Raw genomic sequence first — 18746 nt, 5'->3', positions numbered from 1 at the left:
AAGGAAGCAATTAGAATCATCGGTCTAGTCTTGATGAATTCTTGTTCCCTACGCTGGTTCTAACCAATCAGGTTCAACGGGTCCCTATCTGCCTACAAAATGTAGAACAACAAATAATTGGATATATCCCAAGAATTTATATGGTCTCAGCATTCGCAAATCATCAAGCGATAAAATGACAGATGCTCCCCGACAAGATTTTCATCGATTTTAGGGAGTGTTGAATGATATGGCAAGAAATAAGCGCTTTAGCATCGCCTAACGAGGAAAAATAGCCGAGAAGGAGCTACCTCGCCCCACCTCGCTATCGAGAACAATTCGACCATGATTCAGCGCGAGCATTTCGCAGCATATTGCTAAACCATAGCCATCACCTTCAATCTCACTATTCTCATGGGAATCTTGGCGCTGATATAGTTTGAAAATGCTTTCACGCTGTCCTTGAGGAACACCACAGCCTGTATCATTTACTTCAAGAGTAACGCACTTGCCGACCTGCTCATCAAAACTGGGACGAAGAGATACTTCAATAGCTCCCGCTTGCGTATATTTAATTGCGTTGGAAATAAGGTTGATCGCAATTTGCTTAAAGTGCTGCCTGTCTGCCAAGGCGTATATGTTAGAATCCGAAATCTCAGAGCGAAAATCCAAGCCTTTTTTCTTGGCAAGGGTTTCACCTTGTACACACGCTTCTTCAAGCGCAGGCACTGCATTGAAGCGGGAAATGTCGGCAGCCAGCTTTCCAGCTTCTACCCGCGTAGAATCCAAAGTCGTGCTGATCTGTTCAGCGAGCTGCTGACCGCCCCCGATAATTCGGTCGAACAAAGATAGCTGCGTTTCACTACACTGACTAGACAACTTTGATTTAAGAATGCCAGCGTAACCGACAACTGCATTCAAGGGTGAGCGCAATTCATGCACCATCATTGCCAAGTATTCTTTTCGAGTACGTTCTTTTTCGAGCTCCAGGCTTCGTTCAAACTCTTGACGCTGAAGTTCCATTTCTTTATTACTGGTCACATCTAACCCTGAAAGCAATACTGCGCTACCTTGACTGCCATCACTAATATGGAAACTCCATAAAAAGTGTGATGTCTTATCGTTATTTTCTTCAGCATTTGCAGAAGACTCGATATTCTCTAGACCACCCTGCTCTATTGCTTTGCCGACCAGAGCAGCAAGATCTCTGGGTAAAATAGCGGGCGCCCCTTCATCGTCAAATCCAAACTCAAGCATTAGATCAGTCATTGCAGGGTTACTAAAAAGAATCAGGCCTTGATCATCAAGCTCCAGCAATGGGGAGGGATTTATTTCAGTAAAAAATGAAAGCTTCTTGAGCTCTTCAAGCTGAAAGCCTTGCTGCTCGCAGGTAGTGAAAAGAATCATGCAGCTGCCATCATCGGTATAACTTCTACGGTAACTGACGGCAATGTTTTCAGAATTCTTATGCGTCCAATAGCATTCCTGTGGCGCTAGCTGAGCTTCACCCTGTTTTGCCAAGGGGCACTCCTCAGCTTCGTGATGAGTATAAATACTATGACGGCAAAATAGTTCATGAGCAGTACCGCCCTCCGCTGCTTTTTCGGCAATAGCATCAATATCCCAGCCTAACATGGCCTGGCCTGCCTTGTTTAAGAACTGAATACAACCGTCACTATCGACAAGCAACACACCTTCAGGTAAAGCATCCAAGGTAATAGAAGTGATATCAAAAGAAGGACTCACGAAAGGTCTACTCGCAATAACTGTGCAGGGTCAGCGCCTGGGACGGTTAGATCCAAGACAGAAGTAATCGACAGCTCTTTATCTGTCTTGATTTTTGCAAGGTTAATCACCTTGGGCTTAATATGCGCCATCCCTGCCATATCGTAAACAACCTTTACGACAGGTAATTTTGGTTGATCGGCATCGATCTCAAGAACAATACCTTTTTCTTTGTTGCTTAGCTGGACAGCACTACCCACCGGATAAACACTCAATAGACTAATCAGCGCTGACACGGAAGGCTCATCAAGTTTTTCATTTTTGGCCTCTTTATATAGATTAGCAAGAGCGCCATGAGGTGTTACCGCAGGCCTATCAAGCAAGCCGTGGACTAACTCATCATACCTGACAACCACTGCGAAAACCTTACTTAAAGGATGTATCTGATCAGACTTAAGTCCAGAAGGGTAACCGCTTCCATCCAGGTGCTCATGATGCTCGGTAATAATGCGCATTACGATTGAACTGAGCTCACAGTTTTGTTTTAACGACCGTAAGCCTATCGAGACATGCTGATAAATTAACTTCTTTTCACTCGCCGTATAAGGTGATGCCTTACCAAGCAAATGCATAGGCAGTTTTAGCCAACCCGTATCGTGAAAAAATGCGGCTAAAGCGAGCGCCTGTTGTGCATCGTCACCTAAGCTGAGCTTGATAGATATACTTAAGACTAAACTAAATGAAGCGAAAGTATGATTTGCGAGCGAAGCATCTTTACGCTGAATATTGATAAGGATAGCGAGTGCTTGGTTATTCCGCTGTAGACTAGACAGCGTAGCGTCAATTAAAGGCGAAACCTGCCGAGCATCAACCACTTTATCGTTTTTGAGAGCTTCATTGATCTCATCTGCCAGCTTCTCAACTTTGCCCTTTAACTCTTTAGCAACACCAAGCTCCTGACTAATAGACGTACGCTCAGGCAATTTTTCCTTAGCACTTGCTTCTGAAACTGGCTTATCTTTCGCAGCCTGATCTTCTTGTGATTTATCAGTCTCTTGTGAGGACTTATCACGAATAACATCAGCTGACGCTTCTACATCAACACCCTTTGAGGTATCAATCGAGAGCTGCTTGACACCCGCCTTGAGCAACTTATCAATTTGAGCGGCATTTTTTATCTTCAAGTGGTGATACATGAAGGGGCTGTCAATCCACGATATATCGAGCTTGGTAATATACATACCAACCTTAAGTAAGGATATAGGGATCTTTTTTACTGCCATGCGAAGGAATGCCTAAACTCAGTGAATAGTGTCAGCTTTATTTACACTAAATTATAGGCCTTCCTGAGAGAATTTGTACTATGTTTTCACGATTAATTTAAGTTTTTATAGGTATTACCCTTCAGACAAAAGCTTTACGTACCCAGGTGATATATCTTGATCAATATAAGCCATACCCAGCTTATTTAGATATTCATTACGATCAGCTTTCATTAGGTTTATATCTAACGCGCCCGCCTCATTATCTTGATAAAGTGCAGCCAAAAACGCCATATAATGCTCTCCCTCCTTTACCATCAAAAGACTTGCAGCGCCAACATCCGGCCTAACTTTAGAAAGCAGATCACCTGGCAGCTTAACTTCGTAAACAACTGGCGACTCATCACCCTCGACTCGCACACTACGACTTCTAACCGCCTGCTGAGCCCAATAAAACGCAAGCTCCTTACTCTGTGTTAGGAATACCGGATCATGTGTCTCGGTGTAGTTATTACCAATCGTTGCCATAGTCTTCTTAGCAGCCTGATTCATAACCTTATCACCCGAACGCTTAAGCCCCGCACCATTAATAGAGGTAACCAGCGCAGACGAAGTACCGTGGTACCACACATCGCCGCTCGCGAAGCCATCTTTGCCGAGAAGGTCTTTAGCATCTTGCAGATAGGAAGGAGTGTCAATCATGATAAGTTGCCCTTTTTATAGGGTGCGCGGTGCGCACCAAAATACGTAGTGATGCGCATTGCGCACCCTATAAACTATAGTCTAAAGATTAAAAGGGGTTAGACTCACTGACTCTGCCCTCTTTTAATCTCCACAAAAAAGGCGACTCTAGAGTCGCCTTTTTCTAAACACATTAAGCATCTTTCAATAATACATTATCAAAAAAGCTTAACTAGCCAGTCTCAGATTAAGAGAACTGGTTAGAAGTGTTCTTAGCACCGCCTGCCTTAAGAGCACGCTCACCAGCAAAGTACTCTTTGTGGTCGTCACCGATGTCAGAACCTGACATGTTTTGGTGCTTAACACATGCAATGCCTTGACGGATCTCTTTACGCTGAACGCCAGCAACGTAACCCAACATACCCATATCACCAAAGTAGTTCTGAGCCAAGTTATCAACAGACAATGCAGTCGTGTGATAAGTTGGTAGAGTAATCAAGTGGTGGAATACGTTCGCTTCACGAGCAGTATCCGCTTGGAATGTACGAGTACGTTCGTCAGCAACTGCAGACAACTCAGACTCATCGTATTCAGCAGACATCAGGTTGTTACGATCGTATGCAGATACGTCTTTACCTTCTTCTACCCATGTATCATAAGTTTGCTGACGGAAGTTCAAGGTCCAGTTGAAAGATGGAGAGTTGTTATAAACAAGCTTCGCATCTGGGTGTACTTTACGTACGTCGTCCATCATGCCTTTGATCTCGTGTACAGTTGGTACTGCAGTTTCGATCCAAAGCAAGTCAGCACCAGCATTAAGCGCACCGATACAATCGAATACACAACGCTCATGACCAGTACCTGAACGGAACTGGTATAGGCCAGAAGGAAGACGTTTAGGACGAACAAGCTTGCCGTCACGGCTGATTAGCACATCACCAGGAGCTGTTTCTTCTGGAGTAACTTCTTCAACATCTAGGTAAGAGTTGTAGATATCACCAGAATCGCCCGGCTCGTTAACTACTGCGATTTCTTTAGTAAGACCAGCACCTTCAGAGTCAGTACGTGCAACGATGATACCGTTGTCAATACCTAGCTCAAGGAAAGCGTGACGCAATGCACGGATCTTAGCGTGGAAGTCAGCGTGAGGAACAGTTACTTTACCATCCTGGTGACCACATTGCTTTTCATCAGCAACTTGGTTTTCGATCTGTAGTGCACAAGCACCCGCTTCGATCATCTGCTTAGCCATTAGGTAAGTCGCTTCAGCGTTACCAAAACCAGCATCGATATCAGCAATAATTGGCACAACGTGAGTTACGTGGTTGTCAATTTGATCTTGGATTTCAGCAGCTTTTGCTGAATCGCCAGCTTCGTTAGCAGCGTCTAGAGCACGGAAAAGACCGCCTAGTTCACGCGCATCAGCTTGACGCAGGAATGTGTATAGCTCTTCAACCAACGATGCAACAGCAGTTTTTTCGTGCATTGATTGGTCAGGAAGTGGACCGAAGTCTGAACGTAGTGCAGCAACCATCCAACCAGAAAGGTACAAGTAACGACGGTCAGTCTTGCCACCGAAGTGCTTCTTGATAGAGATCATCTTCTGTTGGCCGACAAAACCGTGCCAGCAACCTAGAGACTGCGTGTACTTAGTTTTATCTTTATCAAATTCAGCCATGTCAGCGTTCATGATATCAGCAGTGTATTGCGCGATATCAAGACCAGTCTTGAATTTGTTTTGAGCGCGCATGCGTGCAATTGACTCAGGGTTGATTGCAGCCCAGCTATCACCTTTTGCTTCTACAACAGATGCTACTGCTTTGATCTCGTCTTGGTATTGTGACATTTTACGTATCCCTTATGTTTAGGAATGAAACCCCCTTCCTTTATATGCGACAACTCAACTGCAAATAACTTAGAAAGAAGCGTGATTTGAATTTCGAGCAGAATTCTAATTAAATGACAGGAATAAATGAAATATATAGTTTATATATCCGGTATACATGAAACTTATAAACCCAAGCATACCGCATTGATAAATAGTTTTTAACTCCAATCTATCAACAGGTTATAGAGATGCTCTAGATTTTACTTAAATTATGAGCAAAGTATGAGCGAAACAAAAAGCTACGCTTTTTGACAAAATGCAATAGACAAATAGAGCTATTTATATGACAAAACTCTCAGATCTGAGTACAACTCAATCAAGCAGCATGACTTTCAAGCTTCTTACCAGCCTGAATATCTTCGTCAAAGTTAACCGTTTTTATATTAGGTAACGCCGCAACTTTACGCATTATCCCAACACCCTCTGTATCAAAGTTTGCAATCATTTCTTCGCTAACTTTAATCGGCTCACCCACACACAGACCAATGTTTGCCGGTTTAAGGCGCCAACTATTGCCTATATCAGAGCCACCCACGAGACTAATAGGTAAAACCACATCATCAGGCCTAAAATAGGCTTGCACGAACCGAGGGCTGACATACTTCATTGTGACACTTCCGTCCTTGGCAACATATGAACGAGAGCCTTCAGGGAATATCAAAAACGGCTCATACATAATGGATTTGAATAACTCGTAATCCTCACGATCCAATTCATCCAAAGCACAAGTTTGCCTAACGTCTGCCAAGTATTGGGCCAGATCATGTTTTTCAACCCGCATGAGCTGAGCAGAGATCTGAGAAAACCGGGCGCGATCTGATCGAATAAACTTATTCATAAAGTCGCTATAACTCATTTGCTCGATTAGATGAAGCCCGGAATTTGGCATTTTGATCAGCAGCTGTGACCGTCTTGCTGTTTTGAGCAAAGCATCAGCTAAGCTCTTCTCTTTAACTTCCGTCGTTTTCTGTGATGGTAAAGTCAGGAACAAGTTTCCGACATTACTCGCACCGTTCTTTAGAACCATATTTGAAAACATTCTCGGACCAACGACTGTATTGCAATTTGCTGTGAGATTATCAAAACCAAGCCGCCTCAATATACTCCTTACCAGATACGGCCCAATATAACCTTCGTGATTACCAACAATAAAAACCCTTCGCCCTGACGCCTTAAGCACTGAAGCCTGATACAAGATTCGAACCACCTCTGACGAACCCACTACATGCTTGCTATCATGCTTCGTTGAAACCCGCTCTCCTTTACTCCCGACCAATATCAAGTCGGCAATATTTCGGTTTTCAAGAAAAACAAAGAACTTGTGCCACAGGGCAGTATCAGGTAGAACCGGTGATATTGAGCGACTAAAGGTGAAAGGCATTGCGAGTATGCGCTCAATGCGAGATTTACTAAATTCCTTAAAGAAAGAATGCTGTAGCAGCTGTAATTTGCGCTCGTTGAATTTACGGGCGATGTCGGGAAAGTGCTTCTTTATATCCAAGCCGTCACGCTTGGCACGCGCAACAACCTCGTCCATTAGCTGAACAGCACGAATATTATGAGGTGCCTTTTTCAAAGAGTACATCTTGGCGCGAAAGAAATCGACAATACCTCGCAGCTTCACGGCGTTAAAGATAGACAATAGCAAGCCCTTTACCGCTTCTGGAGCAGGAACCTTCAAAACCAACTTAACAATGGCATCTTTCAGGCGATCAACCAGTCCAGCCAGACTAGCAACAAAAGCCAGTAACAGGTTAGTCACCCTATATACAAAGTTGTTTTGATAAATTGAGGCCAAGGACTTTTCGAGACGCTCTTTGTTCTCGTGCATAAATTTCAGCACATCTCCTTGCGCAATTTTATCTTTTTCTTGCTGCCACCATTGTATTAGAGCGTGTACACGCTTTTGCTTTCGATTATTCGAATCAAGCGGATCATCCTGTAGATCTTTATCAGGCTGGCTCATAAATTCTTCTCTTACTCTAATAACTAACCAAGGAAACGCTTAGAGTAACAATATTAATCTGTGCTAGCCACTTACCGAAGCTAGTTCAACGCGCAGCTTATTGCCAAGCATAGTAATAGAGGTATACTCTCACCCTTTCAAAATTGAACATATATAAACCTCTGGGTACCTATATGCCACAAGCGCAAACAGTTGATACGCTAATCCATGCTCGTTATATCATCCCTGTTCGACCACGAAACACCTGTTATGAGCATTACAGCCTTGCCATTAGAGATGACGAAATCGTAGACATACTTGCAAGCGCTAAAGCCCAAACCAAATATCAAGCTAAAAACACATATGAACTGAACGAGCACGCCATAATGCCCGGGCTCGTTAACGCTCACGGCCATAGTGCAATGACGCTGTTTCGTGGTCTCGCTGACGACCTGCCGCTTATGGAATGGCTCAACGACCATATTTGGCCTGCCGAGGGAAAATGGGTATCTGAGGCTTTTGTCCGTGACGGAACCGAACTGGCGATAGCAGAAATGCTGAGAGGCGGAACCACCTGCTTTAGCGACATGTACTTCTTCCCTAACATATCCGCCCAAGTCGCCGAGCAGTACGGCATACGCGCCCATCTATGCTGCCCAATATTAGATTTCCCTACCGTTTGGGGCAGCGGACCTGAAGAATATATCGAAAAAGCCTTAAGCCTTGCCATAGATTACGCTGACAGTGATCTCGTCGAGATCGGCTTCGGACCTCACGCACCCTATACCGTTTCAGACTCGCCTTTGGAAAACATCAGAGATCTGGCAATTGAGCATGATATACCAGTTCAAATCCATCTTCATGAAACAGCATTTGAAGTAGAGGAAGCTGTAAAGCAAAACAATAAGCGCCCCATACAAAGGCTCGTCGACTTAGGGTTAATTTCAGATAAGTTCGCCCTGCAATGCGTACACATGACAGAACTAAACGAACAAGATATTGAATCCTTAGCCAGCAACAAAGTACATGTAATACACTGCCCCGAATCGAACCTTAAACTTGCAAGCGGCTTTTGCCCTAGCGCCCAGCTAATATCAGAAAGCGTTAATGTTGCCCTGGGTACCGATGGTGCGGCCAGTAACAATGACCTCGATATGTTTGGCGAAATGCGTACCGCCGCCCTGCTTGCAAAGGCAGTCGCAAAAGACGCAAGCGCGATCGATGCAGCCAGTGCAATCGAGATGGCAACCATCAATGGCGCTGCAGCCTTAGGCATCGAAGAAATTACTGGTTCACTAGAGATAGGCAAAGCAGCAGATTTGATTGCCATCAAAATGGATGCATTAAATAGCCAACCGAGCTTTGATCCAATCTCAGATATTGTATACTCAGTCGCGTCCAACCAAGTAAGCCATAACTGGGTAAACGGAAAACTCCTTCTTGAAGAAGGCGAACTAAAATATATGGACACGCAGGAAATTATTGTTAAAGCCAAGAGCTGGGCAGCTAAAATTCGCTCGTCGACAGAAAGCTGACAATAAACGCCTTCTAGAAATATTTATAACACACGAATAGAGAAACATGAGCCAAACAGCCGCAAAAAACGTCGATCCAAATGAAATCGCTAAATTCGAAGCACTGGCTAGTCGCTGGTGGGACAAATCAAGCGAGTTTAAGCCGCTTCACGACATCAACCCGCTTCGTCTTAACTATATTGATGAACGCGCTCACCTTCCCGGCAAAAAAGTTGTAGACGTCGGCTGTGGCGGTGGGATCCTCTCTGAAGGGCTATGTCAGCGCGGTGCCTACGTAACGGGTATTGATATGGGTGAAGCCCCACTTTCTGTAGCAAGGCTACACGGTCTTGAATCAGGTGTTGAAGTTGACTATCGACAAATCACCGTAGAGTCCCTTGCTGACGAAGAAGCAGGCACCTATGACGTCGTCACCTGCCTGGAAATGCTTGAACACGTACCAGACCCTTCTTCAGTTATAGCGGCTTGTGCAAAGCTTCTGAAACCTGGCGGCGACCTATTCTTATCAACAATCAATCGTAACCCTAAAGCTTTTATGTTTGCCATTGTTGGCGCCGAACACCTACTAAAGATGCTACCGAAAGGCACGCACGAGTATAAGAAATTTATCAAGCCATCTGAGCTAACAAGTTACATCCGCAAGGCAAAACTGGACTTTCAAGATATTACCGGCATGGTCTACAACCCATTAATAAAAGAATACAAATTAGCGCGAGACGTCGATGTCAATTACCTGGTACATGCCACCAAGCCAATCGATTAGCTTATACCCCCTCATAAACGACATTCATAATGACAATTAGCGCTCTACTATTTGACCTGGACGGAACACTCGTTGATACAGCCAATGATTTTGTTCAGGTTCTCAATGAACAACTGATAAGTCACGGACGAAACCAGCTTCCAGCCGACACGATTCGTAATACTGTGTCCGATGGCGCAAGGGCTTTGGTAAAAATCGGCTTTGGCGGCGAACCCGGCACCGAGCCCTTTGAATCACTTAGACAAGAGTTATTGGAACGCTATGAATCGCTAGTAGGAAAGCATGCCAAGCTCTTTGACGGCATGGAAGAGGTTCTCACTCTTTGTGAAGACAAAGACATTCCCTGGGGAATTATCACCAACAAACCTCGCCTCTACACCGATCTATTATTACAGCGTATGGACCTAGACAAACGAAGCCGTGTGACACTCTGCCCCGATGATGTCCGCAAATCCAAGCCTGACCCAGAATCCCTTCTTTTAGCAGCAAAGCAACTTGGCCTTGCGCCCGGTAATATCGTCTACGCTGGCGATCACGAAAGAGACATTCAAGCAGGTCAAGCTGCTGAAATGATTACAGTAAGTGCGCTATACGGCTATATTAAGTGTCACAAATCGGCCAAAAAATGGCCAGCCGATTACCAAATTCAACACCCATCTGAACTAATTTCACTTTTTCTTACATAAGCCACACAAAAACTGCAGTACTTTTCCTGAAATCATCTATGCTTAAAGCATATATCGCATTGTTTTTAGGAGAAAGCATGGCTGTCAACACAGCGCTGGTCGTCGATGATTCAAAATCCGCACGGATAATGCTCAGTCGACTTGTTCAAAAGAACGGCCTCGAAGTTAATATGGTGGAATCAGGCGAAGAAGCTTTAAGCTATTTAGAAAGCTCACCATTGCCCGATCTTATATTCATGGATCATATGATGCCCGGAATGGACGGCTTGGCTACCACTCGAGAGATCAGTCAAAACCCCAAAACAGCGCATATCCCTATCCTTATGTACACCTCTAAGGAAGGGCCAGAGTATGAAGCAGAAATGCTATCTTCCGGTGCCTACGCCATGCTAGGCAAGCCCGCAAAGCCAGATAGATTAGCTGAACTTATCGAAGAACTTAACAGTCGCCCTGCTCCTGATATTGCGGCCGATTCAGCCGAGCCAGAAGAACTCAGCGCAGTCACTCTCGATACAGGTGATCTACCTGAATTAAGTAGTACTGAAAGCGAACCATTAGAACAAGAACCTATTGCGACCAGCTCCCCAGAGGAAGAGGAAGAAGAAATGAGCCAGGAACTAATCGAAAAAGTATCATCCAAACTAATCGCCAGAGCGATCGAAGATGCGCTACAACCAATCAGCGGCTCGCTGCATCGTCTTGAAACAAATATTCACGAGAATCAGAGTGAAATACGTAAACTTAGCGCAAGGCAAGATCAGAACGTCAACCATGTTTCACAGTCAGTACTCGACGCCAGCCTTAAGCAAACCGGTGTTCAGTTCCAAAACCAGATCACTGCAGAGATCAAAGCAGTTAGAGACCTGATTGAAAGTCGTGCCGATCTTTCCCCTGCTGCACTACAGCAAATAAAAGATATAGCAACCCAGACTGGCGCCGAAGCAGGAACCGCTATGGGTGAAAAAGCCGCGAGCAGTGCTGCCGAGGCCGTCGCAGCGAAAGTAAGTGCCGCACAGGCACAAATCCAAGTTCAGCAAGATATGCAGCCTTATGTTCAGCAAGCCAAGAAGGCGAATATGATTGCAGTGGTATCACTTGTCGTTGCCATTGGAGCCATCGCAAGCAACTTCCTACAGTTCTAGAAGACTAAAAGCACTTATCGAATCCCTCTTAATGCGCGCCAGCTCTTTAAAAGGGATTTTTTATTTGCGCAAACGCTAAGCCCCCGCTCGAATCAAGCCCCCCAAACCAGCACTCTCGAGCTCATCCTCAAGCATCTCACGTATACAGCTTTCATTTTCGAGATTCAGCGCTTTTGTTAGAAGCTGCCTGGCTTTCTTATGCGAAAACGAACGAATTACCCACTTAACCTTGGGAATATTAAAGGCACTCATACTTAGTGTATTGATCCCCATTCCAAGTAGTAAAATAACCGCTACAGGGTCAGAGGCCATTTCACCACACAAAGACACCTTAAGTCGACGGGATTGAGCAGTACATACAATATGATTAATACTTGCCAATACCGCCGGGTTTAGAAAGTTATATAAGTCAGAGACCTTCGGATTATTCCTATCCACTGCAAGTAGGTACTGCGTTAGATCATTAGAACCAATAGATATAAAGTCAATTCGCTTTGATAGGTGTGGCAGGGCCATCATTGCTGCTGGCACCTCTACCATTATACCCACGCTTGGCTTTGCAACTTTAAGCCCCATTGCAAGTAGCTGAGCCACTGCTTGGTCAAGCAACTCTCTGAACGCATCCACTTCTTCTACACGGCTAACCATCGGCAACATAATTTTCATATTGCCAATCCCAAGGTTTGCACGAAGTAACGCTCGAATCTGAGCCAGAAAAATACTACTATTATCAAGTGTAAAACGTATACCACGCCAACCCAGATAAGGGTTATCTTCCTCAAAGCTGAAGTACGGCAAAGCTTTATCACCACCTATATCAAGGGTGCGCATGTAAACAGAGCGCGGCGCATAAGCCTCTAAAATTTTCCGATAAACAGCAGTTTGCTCATCTTCGGTTGGAAATGTTTCATGCAGCATAAAAGGAATTTCAGAACGGTATAAGCCTACTCCTTCTGCGCCTCTCTCTAGCCCTGGAGATAAATCGGCAAGCAAACCTGTATTCGCATAAAGATTGATACGATAACCATCACTGGTCTCGGCGGGCTTATCCTTAAGCTTATCAAGCCCTGACATCAATCGGTTTTCTTGTGCTGCCAGCCTTTGATATTCCCGCTGCATTTGAGGCGAGGCATTAAAAATGACCTGCGCTCTATAACCATCCATGACAGCAACACTACCCTCAACCTTTGACCAATTAAGATCACCGACACCCATGATTGCGGTAATGCCGAGAGCACTGGCCAGAACGGCCGCATGAGATAAAACCGAGCCATCCACGCATACCAAGCCAACCAAATTTTGATTCGCATATTCAGCAATATCGGCGATGCTTAAATTCTTTGAAAGCAGAATAAAGGGTTCATTTGGCAGCTGGACATTAAAGTCATGCGCATTAATGCTGGCATAGATACGCAAACCCAAATGACGGATATCTTCTGATCGAGCACGTAAGTATGGATCATCCATCGACTCAAACTGCTTGGCATGGCGGTCAATAACGAGCTTCAAAGCGTAAGAAGCACAATAGCCCTCTTGGATTAGCGTCTCTGTATCGACAACGATGGCATCATTCTCAAGCAACATCAGGTATACACCAAACAAAGCCTGAACCTCTTGAGTTAAAGATGAAGCCAGCTTGTCTTCACCTGCTTCGATCTCGAGCTTGACAGATGCAATCGCGTCACGAAAAGACCTGATCTCTGAGTCAATATCAGTCACGCTCTCTTCTTCAACGCAAGCTAAATCTTTAAAGGGTGCAATAACCTTAACGAGCCCAATCGAAATGCCAGGTGCCCCCTTTACCCCGCTGACTTTTATTTGATCACTAACATCCTTGTTAACAATCGCAGCCAAACTCTCCTGCTTAAGTACTGAGGATAAAGGCCCTGCCAGTTGAGCTGCTATCGTAATTAGAAAAGCTTCTTCCTCAGCAGAAAAAAGCCGTTTATCTTTACACTGAATAACCAGTACGCCAATGAGGCGACGAAAACTAATAATTGGCACACCCAAAAAGCCGGAAAAATGCTCTTCTCCCGTTTCCGGAAAGTATCTGTAGTAACGATTCTGAGAACCATCCTCTAGATTTAAAAGCGTCTGGTTCTCACAAATATAGCCAACCAGGCCCTCACCTGTTTTCATACGAACGGAGCCAATCGCGTTATTCGAAAGGCCTTCTGAAGCAACAAGAACCCAATCTTTCTGTATCTCATCTTGAAGGTAGATACTACAAACGTCCGAGCCGGTTACATCTTTGACTCTGGCAACAATCAGGTTCAGCAATTCGTCTGCTGACTCAAGTTCCTCAGCTTCTGTAAAAATTCGTCGAAGAGCTTGTAAGGGTTCCATAGATACTTCCTATAAAAACATCGTAAACGACAACATACCAAACCTTTACTTTACACCATATAGTTTTTCTAAGTCGAAAAAAATAATAAAAACATTGCCTTACAGAAGAAAAATCAAACCACTAAGAGCATAATTAGGCAACACACCAAAAGACGGTGCGAGCTCGCTATACAGGTGTAAATGAATCTAATCAACGTCATAACCCTATATTCGAGGGCGGTTTAACTAACAACATAAGTACGATCATGACGATTTTATTAGACGAGCCTTAAATCGATAACGCTTAAAAAGCAGGCAAGAGGTGATCAGCAGAAAATGTAACGACACAGAGCCCAGTTCGAGGCACTATATGGGTGGTGCTGGCATAATTGGTTATGTGACTAGAGGCTATACCGCAACAGAGTCTGATAACAAATCACACGAATTAAATACGCGCTCAGATAACCCATATTTTTTAGCCTGCTCTCGCCATGGTTTAATGTGCGGCGCACTTAGGTGATCATTTAAGCTCTCACGATTCGGCCACAACTCTGAAAAACGAATTAAGCCCTTATCGAATGGATCTTCCGCAACATCGTACGCAATGCATCCATCATTTTCGTGAGTGCTACGAACTAAAGCATTTAAGTGTGGTAATACTTTTTCGGTATTATCTGGAGGAAACCTTAATGATCCAAATACTGCTACTTTTGCTTTCATTGAACTTCCTTATTCATTCGTTTAATTTTAAAGAGGAGATGGGCCTCTTAATACTTTAATTAACTTTCCAGTTGTACTCTCAAAGTTATGACCACAATTAGAGCAAATGGTATTAGCTTTGTTTCTATGATTCGTAAAGATACGACTAACTAATAACCCGATTAGAATTAAAACAACTAATACAACAACAATGCTCAAAGTTCTTTACTCAATTGCCGACTTCCCTTATTGCATTTAGACATAATGACTCCCCACTAAAGAGTGCTGACCTCCAATTCGTGGGTTAGCAAAGCCCGAGCCATATTATAGTTGTTACGCTATAAATTAGAGGCCAGCACCATGCAAAAAGATAACATACTATTTATTGGTTTAGATACTCACAAAGAACAAACTCAAGTCGCTTATACCCTTGATTACCGTACCTCAGAAGTTATCGACCTAGGCCGCATTCAGTCCACCAAAGCAGGCTTTGTAAAACTTGCTCGACAATTACAATCGAAATACCCGCATGCGACACTTCACTTTGTCTATGAAGCAGGCCCTTGTGGTTATTGGATTTATCGACTTCTCACCAGCCTTGGTCACTGCTGTTTCTTAGTCGCGCCATCTCTCATCCCCAAGAAACCTGGTGAGCGAGTGAAGACAGATAAACGAGACGCTCAGAAACTCGCTCGACTACTGAAGAACAATGACCTTGACCCAATCTACGTACCTGAACCCGAAGATGAAGCGGTGCGTGACTTATCTCGCGCACGAGAAGCAGCCATGCGAGATTTAAACGATGCGAAGCATCAACTTAAATCGATGCTGCTTAGGAATAATATACGTTATACAGGTACCGCTAACTGGTCGTTAAAACATATGCGATGGCTAACCGAAATGGTGCTTCCGCACCCTTGCCAGCAAATCGTTTTACAAGAAATGATTCAGACTATTGATGAGCGCACTAAGCGATTAAAACGACTCGACAACGAGCTCACTCATCAAGTTAAGAAGTGGCGCTACTACCCTGTCGTTAAAGCAATACAAGCGATGCGTGGAATACGCCTCCTCATCGCAACAGGCGTAGTGTGTGAGCTTGGTGATCTAAGCCGATTTGATACGCCTAGAAAGCTAATGAGCTATGTCGGGCTCACCCCGAGTGAGCATTCTAGTCGCGATAAACGAAAACTTGGCAGCATTACAAAGTGCGGTAATGGACGCGTCAGAAACTGTTGATTGAGGGAGCGCACAGCTATCGGTATAGCGCACGAATATCCAAAGAAATGCAGGTAAGACAGGAAGGTCTACCTAAGGAGATTATCGATCAAGCATGGCAAGCGCAACTAAGGCTGTGAAAACGATATCAGAGGCTTATGAAGCGCGGTCAAAATTACAATGTGGTCGTGACCGCAATAGCCCGTGAAATGATTGCCTTTATCTGGTCGATATCACGAGAAGTCATTTTACTTAAGGTCGACCCAAAAACACGTTTATCAAGAGTACCAGCTTAATGAGTTTAGCGTTAGCGCATTGGGTCAAGCAACGAGTGTGGTGTAATCACCGACGGCGTTAGGTAGGCAATGTAGCTTCATCGCATTGATCCACGAGCATAGACTGAAGACAGACACCACGACGTAAAAAGTAAGGTCGGATAGGTTCTTTAAAAAAAGAGCAACCCACGAATACCAGCATGATAACCGTCGAAATTATCTGCTTCATCTGATGCGCTAATGCTTCTTAAACAAAAGAAGTTGACTAAAAAAGAAAAAACTCTGACCGTGCTATCGGCAGGAATTTGTGCAGTTTGCTTGACGTGGGGAGTCATACCAACGCCCGGCTAAACGGCGTAGTAACTGTGGCGACTTTTTTGGAACAAAAAAGGTGCGACTGTTACGGAGTCCGTTTGAGCCGTTGGTTATAACTTTATTTATTTGTAGCAATATGCCACAATTAATGCAGATTGTTACAGGAGCATTAACTATGGCAACTAATAGCGTAAGATTAGACCAAGATCTTATTGAAAAAGCCACCATTATGGCTAAGGCTTACAATAGGACGCCACCAAAGCAGATTGAACATTGGGCAAAAATTGGTGAAATGATGGAAGATAACCCTGATTTGCCATATGAGTTTGTAAAGCAAGCCATTATTGCCCAAGCAGAAAAAGAAGCAGGTAAGTTGGAGCGCTACGACTTTGGCTAAAGTTGAGAATATTTTACAAACGCCAACTTTTAAAAAAGCAGTAAAGAAATTAAAACCTAACCAGAAGAAAGACTTGGATAATGCTGTAAAAGAGCTTGTTAAAGACCCACTTTTAGGTGAGCAGAAACGAGGTGATCTTGCATTTCTTAGAGTTTATAAATTTAAGATGATTAAGCAACTTACGTTACTTGGCTATAGCTATGACGAAGGTGTACTTACCCTTGAGTTGATGGCATTAGGTTCACACGAAAACTTCTACAGGGATATCAAACGTACCTTTTAGTTTGGTGTGCCCCACGAAAAGTGGACAGTTATAACTACGCAACTAACGCAGTTCGATTTTCAAATTCAACAGGACTTATATTCCCTATAGCTGAGTGTCTTCTCTTTCGATTATAAAAGACTTCAATGTAGGTAAATATACCTGTTCTTGCTTCATCCATCGACTGGTAATTCTTTGCATAAATCAATTCAACTTTTAGTCGACTAAAGAAAGATTCCATCGGTGCATTATCCCAACAGTTTCCTTTACGACTCATACTCTGCTTAAGCTGACTATTCGCGACAAAGTCGACATAACCTTGTGCGCGATACTGAACACCGCGATCAGAGTGTAATATAAGGCCAGGTTTAGGTTTTCTTCTTGCGAGAGCAACACTTAGCGCTTTTGTCACGAGCGCCTCAGTCATCGTTTCATCAAGCGCCCAACCAACAATGCAACGTGAATATAAATCCATCACAGTAGCCAGATAAAGCCATTTATCCTTAACCCAGATATAAGTGATATCTGTCGTCCACTTTTCATTTGGATGTTTAGCGTTAAAGTCACGCCATAGAATATTTTCAGACACGTTTACCATCGTAAGGCTATGGCGGCTGTATTTAAAACCCTTACCGTTACGCGCCCTAATGCCTTGAGACTTCATAATGTTAGCAATGTAATTCTCTGAACAAGGGTAACCAAGATCGTTTAACTCTTTCGCTATTCTTCTCGATCCATAGCCAGCTTGCGTATTCCGGCGTATCTGATCATCAATTCTGGTATCTGATCACTGATTCTGGAAATCCAGAAAAAGTGATCGAATAAAACCAGAATCAATGGTCGAAAAGTTCCAGAAATGATGATCGGTTAAAACCAGAATGAGTGATCGGAATGGGCCAGAATCTGCAGCCAGCTTCAAAGTCTTCATAGGTATCCAACACTTTAGCTGTCATTAGTTGTCGACGTTTATCGCGGTCACAGATAGAACCCTTGCACCAATTAGCGTAACCAGTGCGTGAGACACGCATAACCCGGCACATTAAAGCCTTGGAATGCTGCTCTTCATACTCTTTGATAATGGCGTACTTCACTCTTGGTTTCTGGCGAAGTACGCCGCAGCCTTTTTTAGGAAATCCATTTCTTCTTGAAGCTGTTTATTCTCTCGCCTTAAACGACGAAGTTCTTCACTCTCATTTTTTGAGTAATCGACGCCATTAACAGAGTTGAATTGTTTATCAGATAAGCGCATAAATTGACGCTTCCAGTTCGCGATTTGTTGGGAGCTAATTCCAAGTTCTTTAGCAACTTGAGCTTGAGTGACGCCCGGTTTTTCGCAGCGTTTCACTGCTTCTTTTCGGAATTCTTCAGAGTAAGCTTGAGTTTTTTTACGTGCCATGAGCACCTCCACATAAGGTCTATATAACTATAGTAGGGTGTACACTAATTGTTGGGCACTCGGAAACCTAGACATAATGACTCCCCACGTCCCAAAAGAGTGCTGACCTCCTATCGTGGGTTAGCAAAGCCAGAGCCATAATATATGTGTCATACCATATAAGCGGAGGCCAGCACCATGAAAAACAATACCATAATTTTTGTCGGATTGGACACCCATAAGGAGTTCACCGAAGTCGCATATTGCGAAGATC

At 43.9% G+C, this 18746-nt stretch carries 16 protein-coding genes, 1 pseudogene and 1 riboswitch; of the genes and pseudogenes, 7 read left to right on the top strand and 10 right to left on the bottom strand.

Features of this window, described 5'->3' with window-relative positions; translation table 11 throughout:
• Nucleotides 1–28: 28 nt before the first annotated feature.
• Nucleotides 29–202: riboswitch (TPP riboswitch) on the bottom strand.
• Nucleotides 203–258: 56 nt separating this feature from the next.
• The 5 genes from A3756_RS06290 to A3756_RS06270 form a co-directional block, all read right to left on the bottom strand.
• Nucleotides 259–1725 carry an ATP-binding protein gene (locus tag A3756_RS06290; RefSeq protein ID WP_068508031.1) on the bottom strand — a complete coding sequence of 489 codons (1467 nt, stop codon included), beginning with the start codon at nucleotides 1723–1725 and terminating at the stop codon, nucleotides 259–261.
• A complete protein-coding gene (locus tag A3756_RS06285; protein ID WP_068508030.1) occupies nucleotides 1722–2987 on the bottom strand; it encodes an HD domain-containing phosphohydrolase in 1266 nt (421 codons plus the stop codon). The genes A3756_RS06290 and A3756_RS06285 overlap by 4 nt, the downstream gene beginning before the upstream one ends.
• 114 nt (nucleotides 2988–3101) lie before the next feature.
• Nucleotides 3102–3668: a hypothetical protein gene (locus A3756_RS06280; RefSeq protein WP_068508028.1), complete on the bottom strand. Its 567-nt coding sequence runs from the start codon at nucleotides 3666–3668 to the stop codon at nucleotides 3102–3104.
• Nucleotides 3669–3894: 226 nt separating this feature from the next.
• Nucleotides 3895–5493 carry an isocitrate lyase gene (locus A3756_RS06275; protein WP_068508026.1) on the bottom strand — a complete coding sequence of 533 codons (1599 nt, stop codon included), beginning with the start codon at nucleotides 5491–5493 and terminating at the stop codon, nucleotides 3895–3897.
• Between the two features lie 358 nt (nucleotides 5494–5851).
• Complete coding sequence (locus A3756_RS06270) at nucleotides 5852–7501, bottom strand: hypothetical protein (RefSeq protein WP_068508024.1); 1650 nt, start codon at nucleotides 7499–7501, stop codon at nucleotides 5852–5854.
• 173 nt (nucleotides 7502–7674) lie between these two features.
• On the opposite strand from A3756_RS06270, the gene A3756_RS06265 reads away from it, so the two are divergent.
• The 4 genes from A3756_RS06265 to A3756_RS06250 all read left to right on the top strand — a co-directional run bounded on the left by A3756_RS06265 (nucleotide 7675) and on the right by A3756_RS06250 (nucleotide 11606).
• Nucleotides 7675–9015, top strand: coding sequence for a TRZ/ATZ family hydrolase (locus tag A3756_RS06265; RefSeq protein ID WP_068553105.1), 1341 nt, complete (start codon nucleotides 7675–7677; stop codon nucleotides 9013–9015).
• A 46-nt stretch (nucleotides 9016–9061) separates the two neighbouring features.
• Nucleotides 9062–9778, top strand: a complete 717-nt coding sequence (gene ubiG / locus A3756_RS06260) for a bifunctional 2-polyprenyl-6-hydroxyphenol methylase/3-demethylubiquinol 3-O-methyltransferase UbiG (protein ID WP_068506969.1) — start codon at nucleotides 9062–9064, stop codon at nucleotides 9776–9778.
• Nucleotides 9779–9807: 29 nt separating this feature from the next.
• A complete protein-coding gene (locus tag A3756_RS06255; protein WP_068509853.1) occupies nucleotides 9808–10464 on the top strand; it encodes an HAD family hydrolase in 657 nt (218 codons plus the stop codon).
• 77 nt (nucleotides 10465–10541) lie between these two features.
• Nucleotides 10542–11606: a response regulator gene (locus A3756_RS06250; RefSeq protein ID WP_068509852.1), complete on the top strand. Its 1065-nt coding sequence runs from the start codon at nucleotides 10542–10544 to the stop codon at nucleotides 11604–11606.
• A 75-nt stretch (nucleotides 11607–11681) separates the two neighbouring features.
• Here the strand turns inward: A3756_RS06250 and ptsP are convergent, their stop codons facing one another.
• Complete coding sequence (ptsP, locus tag A3756_RS06245) at nucleotides 11682–13952, bottom strand: phosphoenolpyruvate--protein phosphotransferase (RefSeq protein WP_068553103.1); 2271 nt, start codon at nucleotides 13950–13952, stop codon at nucleotides 11682–11684.
• 387 nt (nucleotides 13953–14339) lie between these two features.
• On the bottom strand, nucleotides 14340–14651 hold the full coding sequence (locus A3756_RS06240) for a putative quinol monooxygenase (RefSeq protein ID WP_068509848.1): 312 nt from the start codon (nucleotides 14649–14651) through the stop codon (nucleotides 14340–14342).
• 339 nt (nucleotides 14652–14990) lie between these two features.
• Between A3756_RS06240 and A3756_RS06235 the strand changes: the two are divergent.
• The 3 genes and pseudogenes from A3756_RS06235 to A3756_RS06225 all read left to right on the top strand — a co-directional run bounded on the left by A3756_RS06235 (nucleotide 14991) and on the right by A3756_RS06225 (nucleotide 17118).
• A pseudogene (locus A3756_RS06235) lies at nucleotides 14991–16144 on the top strand (IS110 family transposase).
• 469 nt (nucleotides 16145–16613) lie between these two features.
• A complete protein-coding gene (locus A3756_RS06230; protein ID WP_068509845.1) occupies nucleotides 16614–16835 on the top strand; it encodes a hypothetical protein in 222 nt (73 codons plus the stop codon).
• On the top strand, nucleotides 16828–17118 hold the full coding sequence (locus A3756_RS06225; RefSeq protein ID WP_068509843.1) for a type II toxin-antitoxin system RelE/ParE family toxin: 291 nt from the start codon (nucleotides 16828–16830) through the stop codon (nucleotides 17116–17118). Before A3756_RS06230 ends, A3756_RS06225 begins: the two co-directional genes overlap by 8 nt.
• Nucleotides 17119–17152: 34 nt before the next feature.
• Here A3756_RS06225 and A3756_RS06220 read toward each other — a convergent pair whose 3' ends face one another.
• The 3 genes from A3756_RS06220 to A3756_RS06210 all read right to left on the bottom strand — a co-directional run bounded on the left by A3756_RS06220 (nucleotide 17153) and on the right by A3756_RS06210 (nucleotide 18493).
• Nucleotides 17153–17860, bottom strand: coding sequence for an IS3 family transposase (locus tag A3756_RS06220; protein ID WP_255374958.1), 708 nt, complete (start codon nucleotides 17858–17860; stop codon nucleotides 17153–17155).
• 70 nt (nucleotides 17861–17930) lie between these two features.
• Nucleotides 17931–18188: a hypothetical protein gene (locus A3756_RS06215; protein ID WP_068553031.1), complete on the bottom strand. Its 258-nt coding sequence runs from the start codon at nucleotides 18186–18188 to the stop codon at nucleotides 17931–17933.
• Complete coding sequence (locus tag A3756_RS06210; RefSeq protein WP_068553100.1) at nucleotides 18185–18493, bottom strand: transposase; 309 nt, start codon at nucleotides 18491–18493, stop codon at nucleotides 18185–18187. Before A3756_RS06210 ends, A3756_RS06215 begins: the two co-directional genes overlap by 4 nt.
• Between the last annotated feature and the right edge of the window lie 253 nt (nucleotides 18494–18746).

The sequence above is a fragment of the Oleiphilus sp. HI0086 genome, assembly GCF_001635225.1.
This window is presented reverse-complemented; position numbering and strand designations above follow the sequence as displayed.

Excerpts from the sequence above, each read along its gene's own strand:
- ptsP (WP_068553103.1), bottom strand. The coding sequence starts at position 13,952 with ATGGAACCCTTACAAGCTCTTCGACGAATTTTTACAGAAGCTGAGGAA.
- A3756_RS06285 (WP_068508030.1), bottom strand. The coding sequence starts at position 2,987 with ATGGCAGTAAAAAAGATCCCTATATCCTTACTTAAGGTTGGTATGTAT.
- A3756_RS06265 (WP_068553105.1), top strand. The coding sequence starts at position 7,675 with ATGCCACAAGCGCAAACAGTTGATACGCTAATCCATGCTCGTTATATC.
- A3756_RS06250 (WP_068509852.1), top strand. The coding sequence starts at position 10,542 with ATGGCTGTCAACACAGCGCTGGTCGTCGATGATTCAAAATCCGCACGG.
- A3756_RS06270 (WP_068508024.1), bottom strand. The coding sequence starts at position 7,501 with ATGAGCCAGCCTGATAAAGATCTACAGGATGATCCGCTTGATTCGAAT.
- A3756_RS06230 (WP_068509845.1), top strand. The coding sequence starts at position 16,614 with ATGGCAACTAATAGCGTAAGATTAGACCAAGATCTTATTGAAAAAGCC.
- A3756_RS06275 (WP_068508026.1), bottom strand. The coding sequence starts at position 5,493 with ATGTCACAATACCAAGACGAGATCAAAGCAGTAGCATCTGTTGTAGAA.
- A3756_RS06240 (WP_068509848.1), bottom strand. The coding sequence starts at position 14,651 with ATGAAAGCAAAAGTAGCAGTATTTGGATCATTAAGGTTTCCTCCAGAT.
- ubiG (WP_068506969.1), top strand. The coding sequence starts at position 9,062 with ATGAGCCAAACAGCCGCAAAAAACGTCGATCCAAATGAAATCGCTAAA.
- A3756_RS06280 (WP_068508028.1), bottom strand. The coding sequence starts at position 3,668 with ATGATTGACACTCCTTCCTATCTGCAAGATGCTAAAGACCTTCTCGGC.
- A3756_RS06210 (WP_068553100.1), bottom strand. The coding sequence starts at position 18,493 with ATGGCACGTAAAAAAACTCAAGCTTACTCTGAAGAATTCCGAAAAGAA.
- A3756_RS06255 (WP_068509853.1), top strand. The coding sequence starts at position 9,808 with ATGACAATTAGCGCTCTACTATTTGACCTGGACGGAACACTCGTTGAT.